Annotated in this window: 19 protein-coding genes and 1 tRNA gene; 8 read left to right on the top strand and 12 right to left on the bottom strand. The window is 60.0% G+C overall.

Annotated elements, in window-relative coordinates; genetic code table 11:
- Positions 1-15: 15 nt before the first annotated feature.
- The 4 genes from POI8812_RS04785 (at position 16) to POI8812_RS04770 (ending at position 4,177) form a co-directional block, all read left to right on the top strand.
- Positions 16-1,539: a di-heme oxidoreductase family protein gene (locus POI8812_RS04785; protein ID WP_108781351.1), complete on the top strand. Its 1,524-nt coding sequence runs from the start codon at positions 16-18 to the stop codon at positions 1,537-1,539.
- Complete coding sequence (locus POI8812_RS04780; RefSeq protein WP_108781350.1) at positions 1,539-2,531, top strand: imelysin family protein; 993 nt, start codon at positions 1,539-1,541, stop codon at positions 2,529-2,531. Before POI8812_RS04785 ends, POI8812_RS04780 begins: the two co-directional genes overlap by 1 nt.
- A complete protein-coding gene (locus POI8812_RS04775; RefSeq protein ID WP_245895249.1) occupies positions 2,531-3,589 on the top strand; it encodes a DUF1513 domain-containing protein in 1,059 nt (352 codons plus the stop codon). Before POI8812_RS04780 ends, POI8812_RS04775 begins: the two co-directional genes overlap by 1 nt.
- A gap of 111 nt (positions 3,590-3,700) precedes the next feature.
- Positions 3,701-4,177 carry a Dps family protein gene (locus tag POI8812_RS04770; RefSeq protein ID WP_108781348.1) on the top strand — a complete coding sequence of 159 codons (477 nt, stop codon included), beginning with the start codon at positions 3,701-3,703 and terminating at the stop codon, positions 4,175-4,177.
- A gap of 53 nt (positions 4,178-4,230) precedes the next feature.
- Here the strand turns inward: POI8812_RS04770 and POI8812_RS04765 are convergent, their stop codons facing one another.
- The 3 genes from POI8812_RS04765 to hemP are packed head-to-tail and all read right to left on the bottom strand — an operon-like array spanning position 4,231 to position 6,155.
- The gene (locus POI8812_RS04765; RefSeq protein ID WP_108781347.1) at positions 4,231-5,490 is read right to left on the bottom strand and encodes an imelysin family protein; all 1,260 of its coding nucleotides are present in this window, start codon (positions 5,488-5,490) and stop codon (positions 4,231-4,233) included.
- Between the two features lie 15 nt (positions 5,491-5,505).
- Positions 5,506-5,997: a hypothetical protein gene (locus tag POI8812_RS04760; RefSeq protein ID WP_108781346.1), complete on the bottom strand. Its 492-nt coding sequence runs from the start codon at positions 5,995-5,997 to the stop codon at positions 5,506-5,508.
- Positions 5,994-6,155 (bottom strand): hemin uptake protein HemP, encoded by a 162-nt coding sequence (hemP, locus tag POI8812_RS04755; RefSeq protein ID WP_108781526.1) that lies wholly within the window; start codon positions 6,153-6,155, stop codon positions 5,994-5,996. The genes POI8812_RS04760 and hemP overlap by 4 nt, the downstream gene beginning before the upstream one ends.
- Before the next feature lie 247 nt (positions 6,156-6,402).
- On the opposite strand from hemP, the gene POI8812_RS04750 reads away from it, so the two are divergent.
- The 3 genes from POI8812_RS04750 to POI8812_RS04740 all read left to right on the top strand — a co-directional run bounded on the left by POI8812_RS04750 (position 6,403) and on the right by POI8812_RS04740 (position 9,412).
- Complete coding sequence (locus tag POI8812_RS04750; protein ID WP_108781345.1) at positions 6,403-6,771, top strand: hypothetical protein; 369 nt, start codon at positions 6,403-6,405, stop codon at positions 6,769-6,771.
- 85 nt (positions 6,772-6,856) lie between these two features.
- The gene (locus tag POI8812_RS04745; RefSeq protein WP_108781344.1) at positions 6,857-8,086 is read left to right on the top strand and encodes a cupin domain-containing protein; all 1,230 of its coding nucleotides are present in this window, start codon (positions 6,857-6,859) and stop codon (positions 8,084-8,086) included.
- Positions 8,087-8,200: 114 nt separating this feature from the next.
- On the top strand, positions 8,201-9,412 hold the full coding sequence (locus POI8812_RS04740; protein WP_108781343.1) for an NAD(P)/FAD-dependent oxidoreductase: 1,212 nt from the start codon (positions 8,201-8,203) through the stop codon (positions 9,410-9,412).
- A gap of 29 nt (positions 9,413-9,441) precedes the next feature.
- On the opposite strand, the gene POI8812_RS04735 is transcribed toward POI8812_RS04740, so the two are convergent.
- From POI8812_RS04735 to POI8812_RS04715, 5 genes are all read right to left on the bottom strand, one after another.
- Positions 9,442-9,518, bottom strand: a tRNA-Pro gene (locus POI8812_RS04735).
- A gap of 49 nt (positions 9,519-9,567) precedes the next feature.
- The gene (locus POI8812_RS04730; RefSeq protein WP_108781342.1) at positions 9,568-10,548 is read right to left on the bottom strand and encodes a DMT family transporter; all 981 of its coding nucleotides are present in this window, start codon (positions 10,546-10,548) and stop codon (positions 9,568-9,570) included.
- A gap of 47 nt (positions 10,549-10,595) precedes the next feature.
- A complete protein-coding gene (locus tag POI8812_RS04725; protein WP_108781341.1) occupies positions 10,596-11,240 on the bottom strand; it encodes a methyl-accepting chemotaxis protein in 645 nt (214 codons plus the stop codon).
- Positions 11,241-11,289: 49 nt separating this feature from the next.
- Positions 11,290-12,396 (bottom strand): 3-isopropylmalate dehydrogenase, encoded by a 1,107-nt coding sequence (gene leuB / locus POI8812_RS04720; protein ID WP_108781340.1) that lies wholly within the window; start codon positions 12,394-12,396, stop codon positions 11,290-11,292.
- A 54-nt stretch (positions 12,397-12,450) separates the two neighbouring features.
- Positions 12,451-13,323 carry a LysR family transcriptional regulator gene (locus tag POI8812_RS04715; protein WP_108781339.1) on the bottom strand — a complete coding sequence of 291 codons (873 nt, stop codon included), beginning with the start codon at positions 13,321-13,323 and terminating at the stop codon, positions 12,451-12,453.
- A 92-nt stretch (positions 13,324-13,415) separates the two neighbouring features.
- Here POI8812_RS04715 and POI8812_RS04710 point away from each other — a divergent pair, with 92 nt between their 5' ends.
- A complete protein-coding gene (locus POI8812_RS04710; protein WP_108781338.1) occupies positions 13,416-14,384 on the top strand; it encodes an NAD-dependent epimerase/dehydratase family protein in 969 nt (322 codons plus the stop codon).
- On the opposite strand, the gene POI8812_RS04705 is transcribed toward POI8812_RS04710, so the two are convergent.
- From POI8812_RS04705 to leuC, 4 genes are all read right to left on the bottom strand, one after another.
- Positions 14,303-15,400 (bottom strand): endonuclease/exonuclease/phosphatase family protein, encoded by a 1,098-nt coding sequence (locus POI8812_RS04705; protein WP_245895247.1) that lies wholly within the window; start codon positions 15,398-15,400, stop codon positions 14,303-14,305. The genes POI8812_RS04710 and POI8812_RS04705 overlap by 82 nt on opposite strands.
- A gap of 5 nt (positions 15,401-15,405) precedes the next feature.
- Positions 15,406-16,125 (bottom strand): hypothetical protein, encoded by a 720-nt coding sequence (locus POI8812_RS04700; protein WP_146186119.1) that lies wholly within the window; start codon positions 16,123-16,125, stop codon positions 15,406-15,408.
- 113 nt (positions 16,126-16,238) lie between these two features.
- On the bottom strand, positions 16,239-16,844 hold the full coding sequence (gene leuD, locus POI8812_RS04695; RefSeq protein WP_108781336.1) for a 3-isopropylmalate dehydratase small subunit: 606 nt from the start codon (positions 16,842-16,844) through the stop codon (positions 16,239-16,241).
- A gap of 118 nt (positions 16,845-16,962) precedes the next feature.
- Positions 16,963-18,366, bottom strand: coding sequence for a 3-isopropylmalate dehydratase large subunit (gene leuC, locus POI8812_RS04690; protein WP_108781335.1), 1,404 nt, complete (start codon positions 18,364-18,366; stop codon positions 16,963-16,965).
- Positions 18,367-18,561: the final 195 nt, after the last annotated feature.

Below are 18,561 nucleotides of genomic sequence, written 5' to 3'. Positions count from 1 at the left end.
AATAAGGCGGTCAAGATGCGCTCCGTTCTGACAGTTCTGTTCGCCGTATTTCCCTTGGCCGCATTCGCAGACGTTCCGCTCGATATGCCGCATCTCGACATCGTCCCGCGTACGCTCGAAGAGCAGGACCGCATCCGGACTGTGACGGCCCCACCTCAGGATTTCAGCCGCGCACAAGGGTTCGAGGCAATGTCCGGCGGCGCAGGAACATCGCTGGCCGCACCAGATGCAGACGCATTCTCACATCCGTCCGAAACGCTCAGTTTCGCCGAACGCGGCGACTTTTTCGTGGGCAATGGGCTGTTTCGCCGGCTCTGGGTTACAGCGCCCTCTTCAACGATTGCGTCCGACGGGCTGGGCCCGCTTTATAACGCACGGTCCTGCCAGCGCTGTCACCTGAAGGACGGGCGTGGTCATCCACCTGAATCCGATGACGACTTGACCACTTCAATGCTCCTGCGGATCGCGGCCCCCGGACTGGGCGCCGATCAGGGGTTGGTCGATGCGATTGAAGGCTATATCGGCGCGCCGCCGCATCCGGTCTATGGGGGGCAGTTGCAGGACAGGTCCGTTCCCGGAGTGCCCGCAGAGTATGACCTCCGCATCCGCTATGAAACCTTCGAGGTCGATCTCGCCGGAGAGGCGCCGGCAACCCTTCGCCGTCCAATCTATGACCTTGCCAATCTGGGATACGGACCGCTCGGCCCAGACTATGCAGTCAGCCCCAGGATTGCCCCTCAGATGATCGGGTTGGGCTTGCTCGAAACAATTTCCGCCGAAGACATTCTGGCATATGCGGACCCTGAAGATCTCGATGGAAATGGGATTTCAGGCCGGGCGCAGGTGGTTTGGTCGGCCGAGTTCGACCGCCCCCTTCTGGGCCGCTTCGGATTGAAGGCGGGCGACCCGACAATAACCGAGCAGAGCGCCGATGCGTTCTTCAATGACATCGGTATCTCGAACCCGATCAATCCATCAGATCACGGGGATTGCACCACAGCGCAAGACGCATGCCTTTCCGCCTCCGGTGGCGGATCAGAGGCACAGGGCGGGTTGGAGATTGATCAAAACACGCTCGATCTCGTCGCATTCTACTCACGGAACCTCGCGGTGCCCGCCCGGCGGGACGTAGATGACCCCGGCGTTTTGCGCGGCAAGGCGGCGTTTCATGAGGCCGGATGTGCCGACTGCCATCGGCCAAGCTTTGTGACGCAGCGGCTTGTGGGTGGCGGACCGCAGAGCTTTCAGTTGATCTGGCCCTATACCGACATGCTGCTGCACGACATGGGAGAAGGGCTTGCCGACGGCCTGCCCGAGGGGCGCGCGACGGGACAAGAATGGCGTACCCCACCTCTTTGGGGCATTGGCCTGACCGAAACGGTCAGCGGCCATACCTATTTTCTGCATGATGGACGCGCCCGCAGTTTGCTGGAAGCCGTTTTGTGGCATGGTGGGGAGGCCGCCGCTGCGCGCGAGGCGGTTCAACAGATGACACCGGCCACGCGTTCCGATCTCATTCGCTTCTTGGAGAGCCTCTGATGTTCCGCCTCTTTCTTGCCGCCACCCTCTCGCTTGCCGGTGTGGCCTCGGCTCAAACCCATGGCGAGGTGGCCCAGATCGTCGTGGACCAGCACATCCTGCCGGGCTTCGCAGCTTTTGATCAGGCTGCGACCCCCTTGGCAGAGGCGTCCTGCGCTGAAATGAGGCCGGTCTATGATGCCGCGTTTGACGGCTGGATGGGGGTAAGCCATCTGCGATTTGGCCCCACGGAACTGGACGAACGGGGGTTCGCACTTGCCTTTTGGCCGGACACCCGCGGGGCGACACCTGCAACACTGCGCGCCCTGATAGCAGATGAAGATCCGATCATCGCATCGGAGTATTCCGACGTCTCGATCGCCGCACGCGGCTTTTTCGCTCTCGATTGGTTGCTCTTCGATACAGATGCACCTGTCATGGAGCCAGGCACCTATCCCTGTGCCTTGGCTGAGGCCATCGCCCGCGACATTGCGAACATAGCCGAAGCGCTGCATTTCACCTGGCAGAAAGAAGCGGTGTTGCTGACAACTGCCGGGGCCGAAGAGAATTTCTTCTATCTCGATGACGAAGAGGTCGTCCGCACCCTGTTCAGCGCTGTGCTTGTTGGCCTCGAAATCACAATTGAAAAACGTTTGGGCCGCCCGCTGGGCACGTTTGAACGTCCGCGACCGAGGCGGGCAGAGGCTTGGCGCTCCGCGCGCAGTCTGCCCAATATCGTTGGCTCCATGACGGCGCTGCGTGATCTGGCCAATCCCTTCCTGGCCTTCATTCCAGAGGAAGAGGCCGATCGCATCAACGCGGCATGGGACGCCACCTTGCGCACCGCCAACAATACCGCAGACCCCACGTTGGCAATAGTGGCGACGCCTGAAGGGCGCGTGCATGTTGAAGCCATACAAAGCCAACTTACCGGTGTGCATGACATGTTGGAGACCATCGTAGGGCCTGCACTTGGTGTGTCTCAAAGCTTCAACGCGCTTGACGGCGATTGATGCGTCGCCGTGGCTTTCTGGCCGGCCTGATGGCTGGCAGCGCAGCACCTTCCATTTCATGGGCGGGTGCGGGGGGTGCGGCCTTCATCGGCGCGGCGCGTTGTCCGGATCAGAGCTTCGCCCTGATCGGATTGACATCCGATCTGCGGGTTGCCTTTGAACATCCGATCCCCGCACGCGGACATTCTGGTGCCGCCCATCCGTGGCGCGCCGAGGCGGTGCTTTTTGCCCGTCGGCCAGGACGCTTTGCGCTTGTGCTCGATTGCGCGCGGGGCGACGCGCTGCACCGGCTTGAACCGCCTGACGGCTCTCATTTCTACGGCCACGGGGCGTTTTCGGCGGATGGTGATCTGCTGCTGACGACCGAGAATGAATACGAGACCGGCTCTGGCCGCATTGGCCTTTGGGATGTTGCGTCCGGCTATCGACGCGTCGGAGAGATTGCCTCGAACGGAATTGGCCCACATGAGATCATCCGCCTACATAACGACGGTTATGCCGTCGCAAATGGCGGCATCCGAACCCATCCTGCCACCGGTCGGGAAAAGCTCAACCTGCCTGATATGGCATCCAATCTCACGATACTGAATGCCGACTTAGGCGTGGAAGCCGTAACGACGCTGCCCGCGCGCGACCAACGCTACTCGATCCGCCATATTGCCCAGGGCCCTGACGATGCCATCATCATGGGCCTTCAATGGAATGACGAACGCGGACCGACGCAGTCGCCCCTCGCCGTCTTGGACCGGGACGGTCTCGTCCATCGCCCCACCTTGCCCACCCCATTGCTCACGCGGAGTGAGGGATATGTCGGCAGTGTCGCGGTCGATGCTGCGGGCGTCTTCTATGCATCGGCACCGCGCGGCAACTGCATGTTCCGTGTGAGCGCGACCGAATTCCTGTCGGTCGCTCCCGGCACCGATCTGTGCGGTCTTGCCGCCAACGGAGATCGGCTTCTGATCTCTCAGGGCGACGGGGGGGCATGGCTTGCCGATGGCAGTATTCGCCAGGAATTTGCGGTGAATTGGGACAATCACCTGCTCGCGGTCGGTGCCTGACCGAACCGCTTGCACTCCGCCCCTTGGCAGCGACGCAATCTGCGCTACATTAGAATAATTCTAAAGCGGTCAAGCCAATCCCAGCCAGACCGCCAGCTAATGGAGCACGATATGGCTGACCTCGCCCTTGATCTTTCACCGAACGCACAAACCGCCATCGCTGACGCGCTCAATCAATCTGTCGCCGAAACGGCAGTGACCACGATGATGGCGCAAAACTTCCACTGGAATGTCGAGGGGATGGCCTTCGGCCCGCTTCATGAACTGTTCCAGACCATCTATGAGGATCACTTTACCGCACAAGATGATCTGGCAGAGCGGATCAAAGCGATCGATATGCATGCCGAAGGTACCCTAGCTGGCATGATCAACCGGTCGAAAGTGGTGGAGGCCGAGGGGGCATTTGATGCAAGTGAGATGCTGCAGCATCTGCTCAAGGCCCAGATGACCCTAGCCAAGACCTTACGCGGTGCTGCTGCAATTGCAGAGGAGCATGGCGATCTGCTGACACAGGACCTCGCCATCGAACGCGGGCGTGAGCACGAAAAATTCGCTTGGATGCTGCGCGCGCACCTCAAGTCGGCCTGAGGCGACGTAAAAGTTCTGGCGGGGGCGGATCGATTGCCCCCACCGTACCATCATTACTCGAAGACCGCGTTCGGATTGTCGAGGCTGTCCGATCCCTCAAACGCAATCTCGGCCACGTTCAGCGCTGCGACCGCGCGCTCGATCGAGCGGGTCTGATCGACCAGCGCGTTCACCCCACCCATGACGAGCGCTTCACCGGCCGCGTTTCCACGCTCCAGCATCATGTCATAGGCGAAACCAGCCTCGGCGGCGGTCTTGATCCGGCCCAACGCCATCATCGTCGCATCCAGACGGGCGGAAAGTTCTGCATCCACATCTGCATCCGCGGCGGCCACCAGCGAAGAGAGCGACGCCCCAGAAACCACACGACCGTCGATGCCAGTATACGTGCCATTGTAGACGTTCCAGATGCCCAGCCCGTCATAGTAGTGGTCGTTATGCGTGTTGTCGGCAAAGCACGAATGCTCTTCCTCCGGGTCATTTAGCATCAGGCCAAGGCGCATCCGCTCGCCTGCCTGCTCCCCATAGGACAGGCTGCCCATGCCGGTCAGGATGGTGGAGATACCGACGGCCTCATCGGCCATCAGCGCGGCTCGTGCCGCTCCGCCCTCGGCCCACTGCGCACTCATCCATTCCAGATCGGAGACAAGCAACTGCGTCGCGGCCAGCAAGTAATCTCCACGTCGATCGCAATTGTCATTGGTGCAGGCATCGCCCACCGCATAGTCGGTCCACGGACGTTCCCCTGCACCGGCGTCGTGACCATTCAGATCCTGTCCCCACAACAGGAACTCAATAGCATGATAGCCGGTCGCGACGTTGCTCTCCACCGCGTCGGCCTCATGCAGCGATCCCTCCAGCAGCGCCGGTGTGATTTCCGTCGCATCAATCTCAACGCCTGACAGCGTGAACGTCGGGTTCGCAATTACATTGAGGGCGGCATACTCATTTTCATCTGTCGGACCGCCATAGGTTGCGTCGACATAGTCGATCAAACCCTCATCAAGCGGCCAGGCATTCACCTTGCCTTCCCATTCGTCGACAATCGCATTGCCGAACCGATAAACCTCGGTCTGCTGATACGGCACGCGTGCCGCCAACCAAGCAGCACGTGCGCGATGAAGTGCCTCGGCAGACGGGTTCGCCAACAGCACTTCCACCGCGTCCTCCAGCCGCTGAGCTGTTACAAGACTGTCAGTGTATTTGGCTTCGGCAATGTTGGCGTAATTGGTCAGGACATCGCCTGGCTCGGCAGCCAGGGCCGATGTGGCCAGACCGCTGGCGACAAGCGTGGTCAGATAAGTGCAGCGCATTTTGGGGGCTCTCTCTCAGTTCAACTTGCGGGGATTTTGTTGCGGTTGATGCGTATAGTTTGGGGCTGCGGCATGAAGCCGTGCAAGGTCCAGCCCAACCTCTTCAGCCAGCATCGTCATCGGCAGCCACGCCTGCGGCAGAACGAGGTGGGACGCCAGAAGCATTGCATCTTCCCGCTCTCCGACTGCCGCAGCAGCAACGAAATGAGCAAATGCACTTTCGTCGCCAGAGACAAGCGCGCACCCCATATGCCGACGTTGAAGCGGTCTGCGTGCCGCGTCAATCAGACCGCGCATAAGGCGTGAAAACTGATCCATCAACTCGGCCACATCTGCGGCCCCAGCATCATAAAAGGCGAGCGCCAATTCACTGCGCCCATCCTCGCCGGAACACCACATCCTCAGATAGCAGACAATCGCGGCCTCAATCCGCGGCATCTCCTCAAGATGGCCAACCGCCGCGCCACCCGCAGGCGGGGGCGAAATATGCCGATCATGAACACTCATTTTGTCAGGATCAGCTTATTCTGACGGGTAATGCGCAGCACATAGGATTTGTCATCCAGCCTGATGACGGCATCGCCATCCGGCCCGATCAACTCACGAGCATCATGCGCCGGTGCGGCCTGCGAGGCGGGTGAACTGGTAGAGACTGTCTCACACATGGTGGGGCTCCATCTTGCGTCGACCTGGCTTGCAAATGCTGGCTTGGCGTTGCCGCAAACCTGACAAAAAGAGTCGGCGCCGTCAATCCCGACTTTTTCTGTCAGCAAATCCTCGGATTGGTACGGAACGCGCCTTACGCTGCGGGATAACGTCGCAGGTTTTAGTGGCAAAGTGACGCATCTTGGTGTTAACCTCTCCGAACTTCGCTTTAGCCCTCATCGTCGCAAGACGTTACGGAGAATTGCCATGAGCACCCCCCCAAAGGACAAAAAGTCCAAAAACACCCTCACCGAAGACGACATCAAGACAGGTTCTTCCGAATCGCGTCGTAGCTTTCTTGCACGGACAGGCGTTGTTGCCGGTCTTGCCGCCGTAGGCGTCGCAGGTACCGCACAGCGCGCAGCAGCGGCCGACCCGGTCGGTGGCGGCTCTGACCGCGACCCTAACGACCCCATCGGCGGTGGTTCCGACCGCGATCCTAACGACCCGATCGGTGGCGGCACCGACGCGGATGTCGGCGGCTCCTACGGCGGCGGAAACTACTCCGATCCCGCAGGCACACGCACCAACAGCGATCCGAACGATCCCGTTGGCCGCGGCAGCGATTACGATTGATTTTCAGTCGAGTTGAGAGAAATATCACGGCCTCGGAATTCCGGGGCCGTTTGAGTATCTGCGTAAATCAGAAAGACGACTATCCATGAGCAAGACCGCTGACGCCCCCGCCTCGGTTCAGCCCGGCTTTTCATTCGAGCAGGTGATTGCCCCCCTCACCAAGGCCGAATTCTTTGAGAAATACTACGAGAAGGAAGGACTGATCGTTCAACGGAACGATCCCGAGCACTTCGCCTCCCTCCTGACCCTCGATCAGATTGATGAGTTCATCACGACGTCGAGCCCGAATGCAGCCCATGTCGCGATGGCCAATGCGGTGTCCGAGGTGACGTCCGCCGACTTCACTGGCCCGGACAACCTGATCGACGCGGCCAAGCTCTATCAACAGTTCAACGATGGCAGCACGATCATACTGCCGGGCCTACAGCGCAAGATCCCGGCCCTGGCCGCACTCTGCCGAGCGGTCGAGCAGGAGTTCGATGCGCAGCTTCAAACCAATATCTACCTCTCGCCGCCCAATGCGCAGGGCTTCAAGACCCACTACGACACCCATGATGTGTTCGTGTTGCAGGTCGCAGGCTCTAAGGAGTGGCGCTCATACGACGTGCCCGTGGAATTGCCGCTGATCGGGCAGAAATTTGACTCCAGCAAGTATACTGAGATCCCACCGGTCAAGGAATTCCGCCTGAATGCGGGCGATCTCTATTATTGCCCGCGCGGATTGGTCCACGATGCGCGCTCCACCGACGATATCTCGCTCCACATTACCTTTGGCCTCATGGCGAAAACGTGGACCGAAGTTATGGTTGAGGCCGTTACCGCCGCCTGTGTCGCAGATCCAGCCTTCCGCGAAAATCTGCCGCGCGGATTTGCCAGCGACCCCGACTTCGATCGTGATGCCGCCCGCGCGAAATTCCAGGACCTGCTTGCCTCCATCGGGGATCACGTTGATTTTGATGCGTTGCTCGACAATCTGGGCAGCAGCTTTGTGACAGACCGTAAACCGATGTTGCGCGGGCAAATGCACCAGATGATGCAACTCTCCAAGGTCGATACCGACACGCGGATCATGACCCGCCCGAACCTGATCTACACCGTCTCCACCGCGGACGAGGAGGTGACAGTGGCGAGCGGCCAGACCGTCCTCACGCTGCCCGATCATGTTGAGCCAATCCTGAAGGACATGCTCGCATGTGCAGAGCCGAAAGCCCTGTCCGCCTTCGATGGCGACTTGGATGCGGATGGCCGTGTGGTTCTGGCAAAGCGCCTGATCCGCGAAGGGCTGATCCTGGCTGCGGATCATCAGAACGGCTGACGCCCGCCAGACAAACGAATAATCCACAAGACGGGCGCATCAATGGCGCCCGTCTTCTTTCCTGACGCCGGGATTGCGGGCAGAGTATGCCCAAACCGGAACGGGAGAGCACCGATGCCCTTTCAATCGCCCCAACATAAAACCTATGACGTGATCATCGTCGGTGGCGCCATCATGGGCGCTTCGGCGGCATGGTTCCTGTCGGGCGATCCCGATTTTGATGGCCGCATCCTTGTGGTTGAGCGCGATCCGACCTATTCGGCCTGCTCCACCATGCACACCAATTCCTGCATGCGGCAGCAGTTCTCAACAACTCTCAACATCCAGATTTCACAATTCGCAGCGGCCTTCGTGCAGAACCTCGCCGATCATATCGGCGACATACCCTCAGTGCCGCAGCTGAGGGTCCACAATTTTGGCTATATGTATCTTGCCAACACAGAGAGCTTTGCCGAGACGCTGCGCGCCAATCACAAGGTCCAGCAGGCCGCTGGCGCCGCCACACAACTGATGACACGTGATCAGATCAGCACGGCTTATCCGTTCTACCAACTCGATGACATCATACTCGGCTCAATCAATCTGGTGGATGAAGGCTATTGGGATGCAACGGCGGTATTCGATTGCCTGCGCCGCTCTGGCCGCGCGCGCGGGGTTGAGTATCTTCACAACGAAGTCGTCGCGATGACCAAGTCGGCGGATAGAGCCCGCGTCGAAAGCGTCACGCTTGCGTCCGGTGATGTCATCGGCTGCGCAAGCCTGCTCAATGCATCGGGTCCGCGCGCTGACAGAACAGCCCGAATGGCCGGAATCTCACTGCCGGTCGAGCCGCGGAAGCGATATTCTTGGGTGTTCTCTGCCGCACAACCACTTGATCGGGATCTTCCGCTGACGATTGATCCCTCCGGCGTCCATGTGCGCGAAAATGGCGGCGGCACCTATCAGGCTGGCGCCCATACCGCGATTGACCCCGCCGTCGACTATGACGACTTCACCATGGATCAGGCGTTTTGGCAGGATCATGTCTGGCCGATCCTCGCCACCCGTATCCCGCAATTCGAGGCCATAAAGGTCACGGCCGAATGGGCCGGGCATTACGCATACAACACGTTCGATCAGAATGCGGTTGTCGGGGCCCATAGCGAGGTCACGAATTTCTACTTCCTCAACGGCTTCTCAGGTCATGGCCTACAACAGGCGCCCGCAATGGGTCGCGGTGCGGCAGAGTTGCTCGTCCACGGCCAGTACCGCACGCTCGATATGACCCCTTTCGACTATAGCAGGCTTGAAAGCGGAAAGGCCGTAATCGAAGGCGCGATCATCTGATCAGAGATTGTCAGGAAGGGTGTTTACGATGGTCGGGCAGAGAGGATTCGAACCTCCGACCCCCTGCTCCCGAAGCAGGTGCGCTACCAGGCTGCGCCACTGCCCGACTTCATCGTGACCGGATTGCCATAGCCGTCCGGTGCGCAGCATTTGCCTTATTCAGGGTCAGAGCGCAAGGGCCGATTGGCAGCATCCCGCATGCGCAGAACGTCGCCTGCCCGCAGGCCCGGGGCCGTATCGCCCCGTGGCGTACGAGAGCCAGAAACCGGGGTCGTCTGGCTACGCCCGCCGCTACGTTCTCGCGCAACGATATAAAGACCCGCGGCGATGATCACGCCAGCACCAACGGCGGTATTCCAGGTCGGGAACTCCATGAAGAACAGCGCGCCCAGCAGCGCTGCCCAGATGATCTGGGAATACTGCATCGGTGCCACAATGGCGGCAGGTGCAATCCGATACGCCAGGATCATCATCAGCATCCCGCCAAAGCTGAACAATGCAATCGCCGCAAGCGTCGCAAGCTGCACGCCAGATGGCGCAACGTAAACGAAGGGAAGCGCCAACCCCATGCACGCGAAATTCGCCAGCATCGGATAGAGGATCAGCACCGCACTGCGCTCTTCCCCACCGATCTTGCGCAGGATGATTGATACGACCGCTCCACCAAATGCGGCGATGAGTGCTGCCAGATGCCCCCATTGCAGATCTGCATTGCGCGGATCGAGCACGATCATCACCCCGATCAGGCCAACCAACACGGCGATCCAGCGCCGCCATCCGACACTCTCACCCAACAGGGGCACCGACAGCGCCGTGATCAACAGCGGTTGCGCAAAGATGATCGAATAGACCTGGCTCAACGGTAGAGAGGTAAAGGCATAGAACGCGCCGAAACTCGTTGTCACCGCAAGCAAGGTTCGCAACCCGACCAACCACGGATGCCGCGGCCGCAAGGTGCCTTCCGCCCTGTCGCGGATCAGCATGAGCATCACCAGCGGAAACCCGAACAGGACCGAGAAGAAGACAATCTGAAAAACACTGATCGCACCGCCCAGCGATTTGACCAGTGCATCGTGGCTTGAAAAGAACGCGAACGACATGAGGGCGGCCAGCGCCCCCTTTATCGGAGCCGTCATGATCAATGCCTTTCCAGCTGCGTGCTTACGCTTTCGTCAATCGCGTCTTACGCCTTGTCCTGCTCCTCTACCATGAGTTTCTGCAGGGTTTGTGCCGTCTGTTGGGCGGTCTTTGACATCTTTCGGATCTCATCCCCGATGATCGAGAAGCCTCGTCCACCCGCCCCCATCCGCGCCGCCTCGATGCTTGCGTTCAGGGCGACGTAGTAGAATTGCCGTCCGATCTCATTCAACTCCCCCACTGCACGCGCAGCCTGTTCTGCCTGCACGATGTGCGACTTCAGAACACGGATCAGAAAGATCTCTCTAAACCTGTCCAACGTCGCTTCGACTTGCAGCACGAACCGTCCTTGCAAGAAAGTGTAAAGCTCCACCCCGTCAGGCGAACTGTCGACGTCGAGCAATCGCTTATGGGTCTCACGCAACAGATTTGCGGTCTCTCGAAAGCGCGTCTGATCCTCGATGCCAACTGCAATGCCATGATCGCTGAGCAGTTGTGCCGCACGCATGCGAAAGGCATCCTCCGCACATTGCAGAACAGGCCCGATCTCCGGTCTGGCAATATTCAGGGCTTGGGCCACGCACCAAAGCGGAACCTGATGCAGGACCGGCAGCACATCCCGTTCCATCTGTATGATCGGATCCACCGTCCAATCGGGCGCATCGGATAAATTTTGGGCGACTGAAGACATCCATCTCCAATCGCCCAAAACTGCTTAAATTTCTCTGAAGATGCGAGGCTCAGAGGCTTGCATCGAGCTCCTTCAGGATCGCATCACCCATTTCAGAGGTGCTGAGCGGCGTACCGCCTTCCGGTCCCATCAAATCGCCGGTGCGCGCACCAGCTGCGAGCGTCCGCTCAACCGCCTGCTCCAGACGATCCGCCTCGGCGCCCTGATCGAAGGAATAGCGCAGCGCCATGGCAAAGCTCAGCACACATGCGATGGGGTTCGCCTTGCCTTGCCCCGCAATGTCAGGGGCGGAGCCGTGCACCGGCTCGTAGAGCGCCTTGGGGCGTCCATTCTCCATCGGTGCGCCGAGGGAGGCAGACGGCAGCATACCCAGCGACCCGGTCAGCATGGCCGCAGTATCCGACAGCAAGTCGCCAAACAGGTTGTCCGTCAGGATCACGTCAAACTGCTTGGGCCAGCGGCAAAGCTGCATTGCGCCTGCATCCGCGTACATGTGGCTCAGCTCCACATCCGGATATTCGTTCTGGTGGACCCAGGTGACTTCCTCACGCCACAGGATGCCGCTCTCCATCACATTGGCCTTCTCCATCGAGCAGACCTTGTTACCGCGACGGCGCGCCAACTCAAAGGCAGAGCGCGCAACGCGGCGAATCTCGGAGGTGGTGTAGCGCTGGGTGTTGATGCCAACCCGCTCCCCATTCTCCTCAAAGATGCCACGCGGCTCGCCAAAGTAGGAACCGGAAGTCAGCTCGCGCACGATCATGATATCGAGGCCAGAGACGACGTCGCGCTTGAGGGAGGAGAAATCCGCCAGCGCGTCAAAGCACTGCGCCGGACGCAGGTTCGAGAACAGGTCCATCTCCTTGCGCAGACGCAGCAGGCCACGCTCCGGCTTCACCGAGAAGTCGAGATCGTCATATTTCGGGCCACCAACAGCGCCCAGCAGAACCGCGTCCGCCTCTTGCGCGCGGGCCATCGTGTCATCGTGCAGCGGGGTGCCGTGCGCGTCATAAGCCGCGCCGCCTACCAAGTCTTCGGAGACGTCAAAGGCCAGATCCCGCTTCGCGCCAAACCAGTCGATGATCCGCCGCACCTCCGCCATCACTTCAGGGCCGATACCGTCGCCGGGCAGGATAAGAAGGGAGGGATTGCTCATGGGTCATCTCCAGATTTTCAGTCCGGCCTGTCGTGGCTTCACACCGCCCGAAAGTCAAGCAAACGCCACCGCGAGATGGTCATAGACCGCACGTATGTTGGGATTTGTGCGCAGCGCCCGCGGCGCTGTCAGCCAGACGGGCAAAGGCCGGATCATCAAGTCCGGCAGGACCTGACGCAGCAGCGGGTCAGCCCTGCCCGCATCCAATTGTCCGACTCCGATTCCGCACCCCGCGCGCACCATCTGCCAATTCGCGACCTGATCATCGCATCGAACAACAAAGTCCTCTCGCGTGAAATCGAGGCCCATTTCCGCCATCGCATCCAGGATCAGGGTCGAGCTGTCATAACCGATCAGGTCATGGCTGCCGAAGGTCTGCAGATCGACCGGCACACCGCGTCGCTCCAGATAGCTGTAGGCGGCAAACAGGCCCAGCGGCAGGTCCGCGACATGCCGTGTGATGACATCCGGTTGCGTGGGCCGATACATCCGCACTGCGATATCAGCCTCCCGGAACAGCAAATTTGCAGTGCTGTCTGATGGAACCAGTTCAATCGCAATCTCAGGGTGCTTTTGCCGAAGGTCGGCGATGACCTGCGGCAGCCGAAAGCTGCTCAAATAGGCGCTCGCCGTGATCCGAACCGTGCCACCGGGCGCTTCTGCCTGCCCCGCAGCGGTCAGCCGCATCCGCTGCATCGCATCCCGCATGGCCTGCGCGTCTGGCATCAACTGAGTGCCAGCTGCACTTAGATCCAGCCCGCGCGCGTGCCGCATAAACAGCTCTGCACCAACAGACTCTTCGAACTCACGGACATGACGCCCCAGGGTGGGCTGACTAATGCCTGTTAACCGCGCCGCAGCCGAAAGAGAGCCGGTCTCCGCCACCGCCAGAAAGCTCTCTACATAGGCCCAATCCAATCTATCCATTCAATTATGAATACCAGATAGCATTTTTTACGCAATTGTGTTCGCATGCTTTGGCGGTCACTTTGAGGGACATCAGCGAGAGGAGACGCAGAATGCCAACCATATTCATCTTGGGCGCGGGCGGCCGCATGGGCCGAAATGCGGCGGACGCCTTTCAAAATGCGGGATGGAACGTCGTGCGGCTGCAGCGCCCGGGCAAGGCGGCACAACCCGGCAGCATCAGTGCAGATCCCTTTGATGCCACGGATATGGCCCGCGCGGCCGCGGCCGTGAAACCAGATGTCATCTTCAATGGTCTTAACCCGCCGTACCATGATTGGGCACGGGACGTACCACGTCTGACCGAGGCGTGTATCGCCGCAGCCCGTGCGACAGAAGCAACCGTTATTCTGCCGGGCAATGTCTACACGTTCGGCGCGGACATGCCCCGGGTGCTGACCGCCGAAACCCCGCATCGCGCGGCAACAAAGAAGGGGCGTATCCGAATAGAGATGGAACAGAACTGGCGCACCTCTGGCGTTCAGGTCATCAACCTCCGCGCGGGCGACTTTATCGACACATCAGACAGTGGAAACTGGTTCGAAAGCCATATGACAAAAGGCGTCTCAAAGGGCCGTCTGATGTATCCCGGCCCAACCAATCAAGCCCACGCATGGGCTTTCCTGCCAGATATGGCGCGCGCCGCCGTTGCACTGGCGGAAATGCGGGACAGCCTGCCACGCTATCTCGACCTACCCTTTCCCGGGTACACGCTGACCGGTCAGCAACTTGCAGATGCGATTGCCAGCATCACGGCCAGGCCAATCCGCCTGACGCGCTTTCAATGGCCTCTCATCCGCGCCTTGGGTCTAATCAATCCGTTGATGCGCGAACTCACCGAAATGCGGTATCTATGGCACGTCCCACATCAGCTGGATGGCAGCGCATTTGAGGCCCTGCTCCCTGATTTCTCAATGACACCGCTGCACGACGCACTGCATCAATCACTGGCAGGGTCCCAACGGATATCGACCCAGACCAACCGATGGTCAGAAACAGCCGCTTCAGCCGCCAACGGCTGATCCTCCATCGGCCAAAATACCCCGGATCCCACCACCTCCAGCGCGGCATCGGGCAGAACATAGTCCACCCTCAAATTGCCCGGGCCGCGCTCATCATTCCAGTCTGCCGTATCAAGCGCCGGATCGCCCTGATGCGCGGCATTCACCCCGCCTGTCAGGGTCGCCGCCATCTGAGAACGCGGCTCTGTGTCCTGCACCCGCGGATGCGCCAAAAGGGCCGCGATGACATCATGCCAGCCATCCCCATCTGCGGGATCAGCATTGAGATCACCCAAAACCACAACCGGAGCGGGGCCAATCGGCCGGGCCTCGCCGGTATCATCCACGACAGGTTCACCATCGAGGTATCGCAGCCAGAACGCGATCTCATCCGCATTGCGCCGCCCGTTCGCGTCCTCGGGCCCATCGAAAACGGGCGGAGTTGGGTGTGCTGCAAGCAAGTGCAGCGGCGCGCCGGGCAGTCGCAATTCAACATCCCAGTGGCTCTTGCTGGACAGGCGCAAAAGGTTTTCAGCCTCCAGACCGAAATGATCCTGGGGCATGCGGCTGTCGGGCACGTCTCGCCAAAGCTCCGTTTGAAATGTCCGCACCTCGCCTACCGGATAGCGGCTGAACAGCGCCATTCCATAGTGGCCCGGCCAGCGACCGAACCCGTGGGCATCACGTGGACCGGTCAAGCTGCCATCACCGTCAAGATCGAGGCCGGTCAGCTCTCCAGCATTCACCGGTGCCGTGAAGACATGCGGCAGATCCACGCCCGCCTCTGACAAACGTTGCTGAAACGCCAGCGCGGCGCGCCGCTGGGGATCATGATCCAACTCATTGATCAGAATGATGTCGGGCTGCACCGCGGCGATCACAGACACTGCCGCCATTACATCCTCTGTCCCACGCTCGATATCGCGCAGCAGGGCACCGGCATAGGGGCGCTCCAAAGCGGCATTGAACGTTGCAATTCGGATTGTATCAGCGGCAGCGGGCAGCGCCAAAAGGGCTGCTGCAACTGTCAGCGCCAAACACCTCAATCGGTGCGCGCGCGATCGATCAGCCAAGCAATCTTCAGCATCGCCGATCCGCGGTTGAACAGCACCACAGGCGTAAAGGCCCAGAACACGCAGCCCCAGATCAGGGATTGGTGGTTCTCCAGCGCGGACGGATCAAACCAGCCGCCAGAGCGGGACGCGATAGAAATCGTGGTGTAGGGCAAGGCGATCGCGACGAGCATATTCATCATGCCCTGCCGCCGCAGACGCCAGCTTATGTCCTGACCAAGTGTCGGATCGAAGGTTGGCAAATTGACCCACAGATTGAAGCTTTCTCTCTCGGTCGGCCAGCGGAAGATCCAGATATAGGCCGAGAAGAAGATGATGGAGCAGGTCGCTATCGTGAAGCTCAGCGCCGCAGCCCGCGCGACGAGCGGGATGCCCTCCTCCCCATCCATCATCAGTCCGTCCGCCAGAACGACCGGGCTGAATGGCACGTTGAGAAGGCGCACCAAACCATCAGAAAACGCAATCATATCAGCAGAGAAGCTGTCCGCGCCAACATCCGCGCGACATAGGAAAATCAGCGCCATAACCAAGACGGCAAAGCTGAAAAAGCGCACGCGGTTATATGGCGGCGCAAACCTGAAATCGACCAATCCCGGATGGGAGGACGCGTATTCAAACATCGTGAACGCGCCGAGGATCGCCCCGATAATCAGGGAAATCTCCTGCGCGTTCCGATTGGCTTCCGGCAACAAAAAGGCCGGGGCGGCTATGAAAACAAGAACCAAAAATGCCCGCGAGATGCCGGTTATCAGCCTGACGAACATGCTGAAGGGAGTGGCGCGCTTGCGGGATATTTCGTTTCTTACAGCCACGGTGCCTGTTGTGCGTATTGCGCCTCGAACGAATCGATGGACGCGGATTTCTGAAGCGTCAGCCCGATGTCATCGAGGCCGTTCAACAGACAATGCTTGCGGAACGGCTCTACGTCAAACGTGATTGTGCCCCCATCGGGCCCGGTGATGGTCTGCGCTTCGAGATCGACCGTCATCACAGCGTTCGCGCCACGCTCTGCATCGTCCATCAGCTTGTCGACATCTTCCTGCGGCAAGACGATCGGCAGAATGCCGTTCTTGAAGCAGTTGTTGAAGAAAATGTCGGCAAAAGAGGTGCTTATCACACAGCGAATGCCAAAATCAGCCAGTGCCCAGGGCGCGTGCTCGCGGCTGGAACCACACCCGAAATTGTCACCTGCGACCAGGATCGACGCTTCGCGGTAAGCGGGCTTGTTCAGCACGAAATCCTCGATTTCCGAGCCATCGGTGTTGAAACGCATCTCGTCAAACAGGTTCGCGCCAAGGCCAGTGCGCTTGATCGTTTTCAGGAACTGCTTGGGGATGATCATATCGGTGTCGATGTTGACCAGCGGCATGGGTGCAGCAACACCCGTAAGAGTCGTGAATTTTTCCATAACGTGTCCTACTCCCCTTCGGGATGGAATTCTGTGATGTGCACAGAGCGTACACCAAGTGTGCACAACCCGTGCACCGGAAGAACGAACCGGCGAGCCTTAGGCCCGCCGGATGTTTTTAGTTCAATTCCCGTACATCTGTCAGACGACCGGTGATTGCAGCAGCAGCCGCCATCGCCGGGGAGGCCAAATGCGTACGTCCGCCACGGCCCTGACGCCCCTCGAAATTACGGTTCGAGGTGGAGATGCAACGCTCTTCCGGCTTCAGCTGATCGGGGTTCATCGCGAGGCACATCGAGCAGCCCGCCATGCGCCATTCAAACCCAGCTTCCTTGAAGATGTCGGCAAGGCCTTCCTCTTCGGCCTGTGCGCGGACGAGGCCGGAGCCCGGGACGACCATGGCGCGCATCCCGTCCTTGATCTTCTTGCCCTTCAGCACGGCAGCAGCGGCACGCAGATCCTCGATCCGGCCATTGGTGCAGGAGCCAATGAAAACCGTATCGACAGTCACGTCGCTCAGCTTCTGACCTGGCTCAAGACCCATATACGCCAGTGACCGGCGTGCGGCCTCAACCTTACCGCCTTCGAAATCTTCGGGCGAAGGGACGGTGGCCGTGATCGGCAGAACGTCCTCGGGCGAGGTGCCCCAGGTGACAAGCGGGGCGATGTCCTCACCCGCGATGGTCACGACCTTGTCGAAATGCGCGCCCTCATCGGTCTTGAGAGTTTTCCAGTAGGCGAGCGCTGCTTCCCACTGTGCGCCTTTCGGTGCGTGCGGGCGACCCATGCAGTATGCGAAGGTCTTCTCGTCCGGTGCGATCAGGCCCGCACGTGCGCCGCCCTCGATTGCCATGTTGCAGACCGTCATGCGGCCTTCCATCGAAAGCTCTTCGATGGCTTGCCCGCAATATTCGATGACGTAGCCTGTGCCGCCTGCGGTGCCCGTCTGGCCGATGACGGCCATGGTGATGTCCTTGGCGGTCACGCCGGGGCGCAGCGACCCGGTGATCTCCACCTTCATGTTCTTGGACTTCTTCTGGATCAGCGTCTGGGTGGCGAGCACATGCTCCACCTCGGACGTGCCGATCCCGTGAGCCAGCGCGCCGAAGGCACCGTGGGTCGCGGTGTGGCTGTCGCCGCAAACGACCGTCATGCCAGGAAGGGTCCAGCCCTGCTCTGGCCCGACGATGTGAACGATCCCCTGACGCACATCAGAGACGGGGTAGTAGTGGATGCCGAATTCCTTGGCATTCTTGTCGAGGGCTTCGACCTGAATGCGGCTGTCCTCGGTCATGGTCGCGGCATTGGCGCGGTCCAGCGTCGTGGGCACGTTGTGGTCCGGCACGGCGATGGTTTTTTCCGGCGCGCGTACGGTGCGACCCGCCATGCGCAGCCCTTCGAAGGCCTGCGGCGAGGTTACCTCATGCACGAGGTGGCGATCGATATAGAGCAGGCTGGTCCCGTCCGTATCTTCGTGGACGACATGCGCGTCCCAGATCTTGTCATAGAGTGTCTTGGCCATGGGTCATGTCCCTTGAGGCTGTCGTGATGGCTGAAAAAGGCAGGCTGCGCCGCGCTGTACATCAGCGGGCGCGGGGCGGCTCATAGTTGGGATTCAAGCGCCTTCGCGTCGCCAAAGAAGCGCCACGGAAGACGTGCATGGTCATCAAGGACCGGAATCTGACATGAGCGGCAGGTCATGGGGTACACATACGCA

It is taken from the genome of Pontivivens insulae (assembly GCF_900302495.1).
Classification (GTDB): domain Bacteria; phylum Pseudomonadota; class Alphaproteobacteria; order Rhodobacterales; family Rhodobacteraceae; genus Pontivivens; species Pontivivens insulae.
The sequence above is the reverse complement of the archived record's forward strand: the minus strand, read 5'-3'. Positions and strand labels throughout refer to the sequence as shown.

Bases quoted from the DNA above. Each gene is read 5' to 3' on its own strand.
- POI8812_RS04780 (WP_108781350.1), top strand. From the start codon at position 1,539: ATGTTCCGCCTCTTTCTTGCCGCCACCCTCTCGCTTGCCGGTGTGGCC.
- POI8812_RS04725 (WP_108781341.1), bottom strand. From the start codon at position 11,240: ATGTCTTCAGTCGCCCAAAATTTATCCGATGCGCCCGATTGGACGGTG.
- POI8812_RS04775 (WP_245895249.1), top strand. From the start codon at position 2,531: ATGCGTCGCCGTGGCTTTCTGGCCGGCCTGATGGCTGGCAGCGCAGCA.
- leuB (WP_108781340.1), bottom strand. From the start codon at position 12,396: ATGAGCAATCCCTCCCTTCTTATCCTGCCCGGCGACGGTATCGGCCCT.
- POI8812_RS04765 (WP_108781347.1), bottom strand. From the start codon at position 5,490: ATGCGCTGCACTTATCTGACCACGCTTGTCGCCAGCGGTCTGGCCACA.
- POI8812_RS04770 (WP_108781348.1), top strand. From the start codon at position 3,701: ATGGCTGACCTCGCCCTTGATCTTTCACCGAACGCACAAACCGCCATC.
- POI8812_RS04740 (WP_108781343.1), top strand. From the start codon at position 8,201: ATGCCCTTTCAATCGCCCCAACATAAAACCTATGACGTGATCATCGTC.
- POI8812_RS04750 (WP_108781345.1), top strand. From the start codon at position 6,403: ATGAGCACCCCCCCAAAGGACAAAAAGTCCAAAAACACCCTCACCGAA.
- POI8812_RS04730 (WP_108781342.1), bottom strand. From the start codon at position 10,548: ATGACGGCTCCGATAAAGGGGGCGCTGGCCGCCCTCATGTCGTTCGCG.
- POI8812_RS04760 (WP_108781346.1), bottom strand. From the start codon at position 5,997: ATGAGTGTTCATGATCGGCATATTTCGCCCCCGCCTGCGGGTGGCGCG.
- POI8812_RS04785 (WP_108781351.1), top strand. From the start codon at position 16: ATGCGCTCCGTTCTGACAGTTCTGTTCGCCGTATTTCCCTTGGCCGCA.
- POI8812_RS04715 (WP_108781339.1), bottom strand. From the start codon at position 13,323: ATGGATAGATTGGATTGGGCCTATGTAGAGAGCTTTCTGGCGGTGGCG.
- leuC (WP_108781335.1), bottom strand. From the start codon at position 18,366: ATGGCCAAGACACTCTATGACAAGATCTGGGACGCGCATGTCGTCCAC.
- hemP (WP_108781526.1), bottom strand. From the start codon at position 6,155: ATGTGTGAGACAGTCTCTACCAGTTCACCCGCCTCGCAGGCCGCACCG.
- POI8812_RS04745 (WP_108781344.1), top strand. From the start codon at position 6,857: ATGAGCAAGACCGCTGACGCCCCCGCCTCGGTTCAGCCCGGCTTTTCA.
- POI8812_RS04710 (WP_108781338.1), top strand. From the start codon at position 13,416: ATGCCAACCATATTCATCTTGGGCGCGGGCGGCCGCATGGGCCGAAAT.
- leuD (WP_108781336.1), bottom strand. From the start codon at position 16,844: ATGGAAAAATTCACGACTCTTACGGGTGTTGCTGCACCCATGCCGCTG.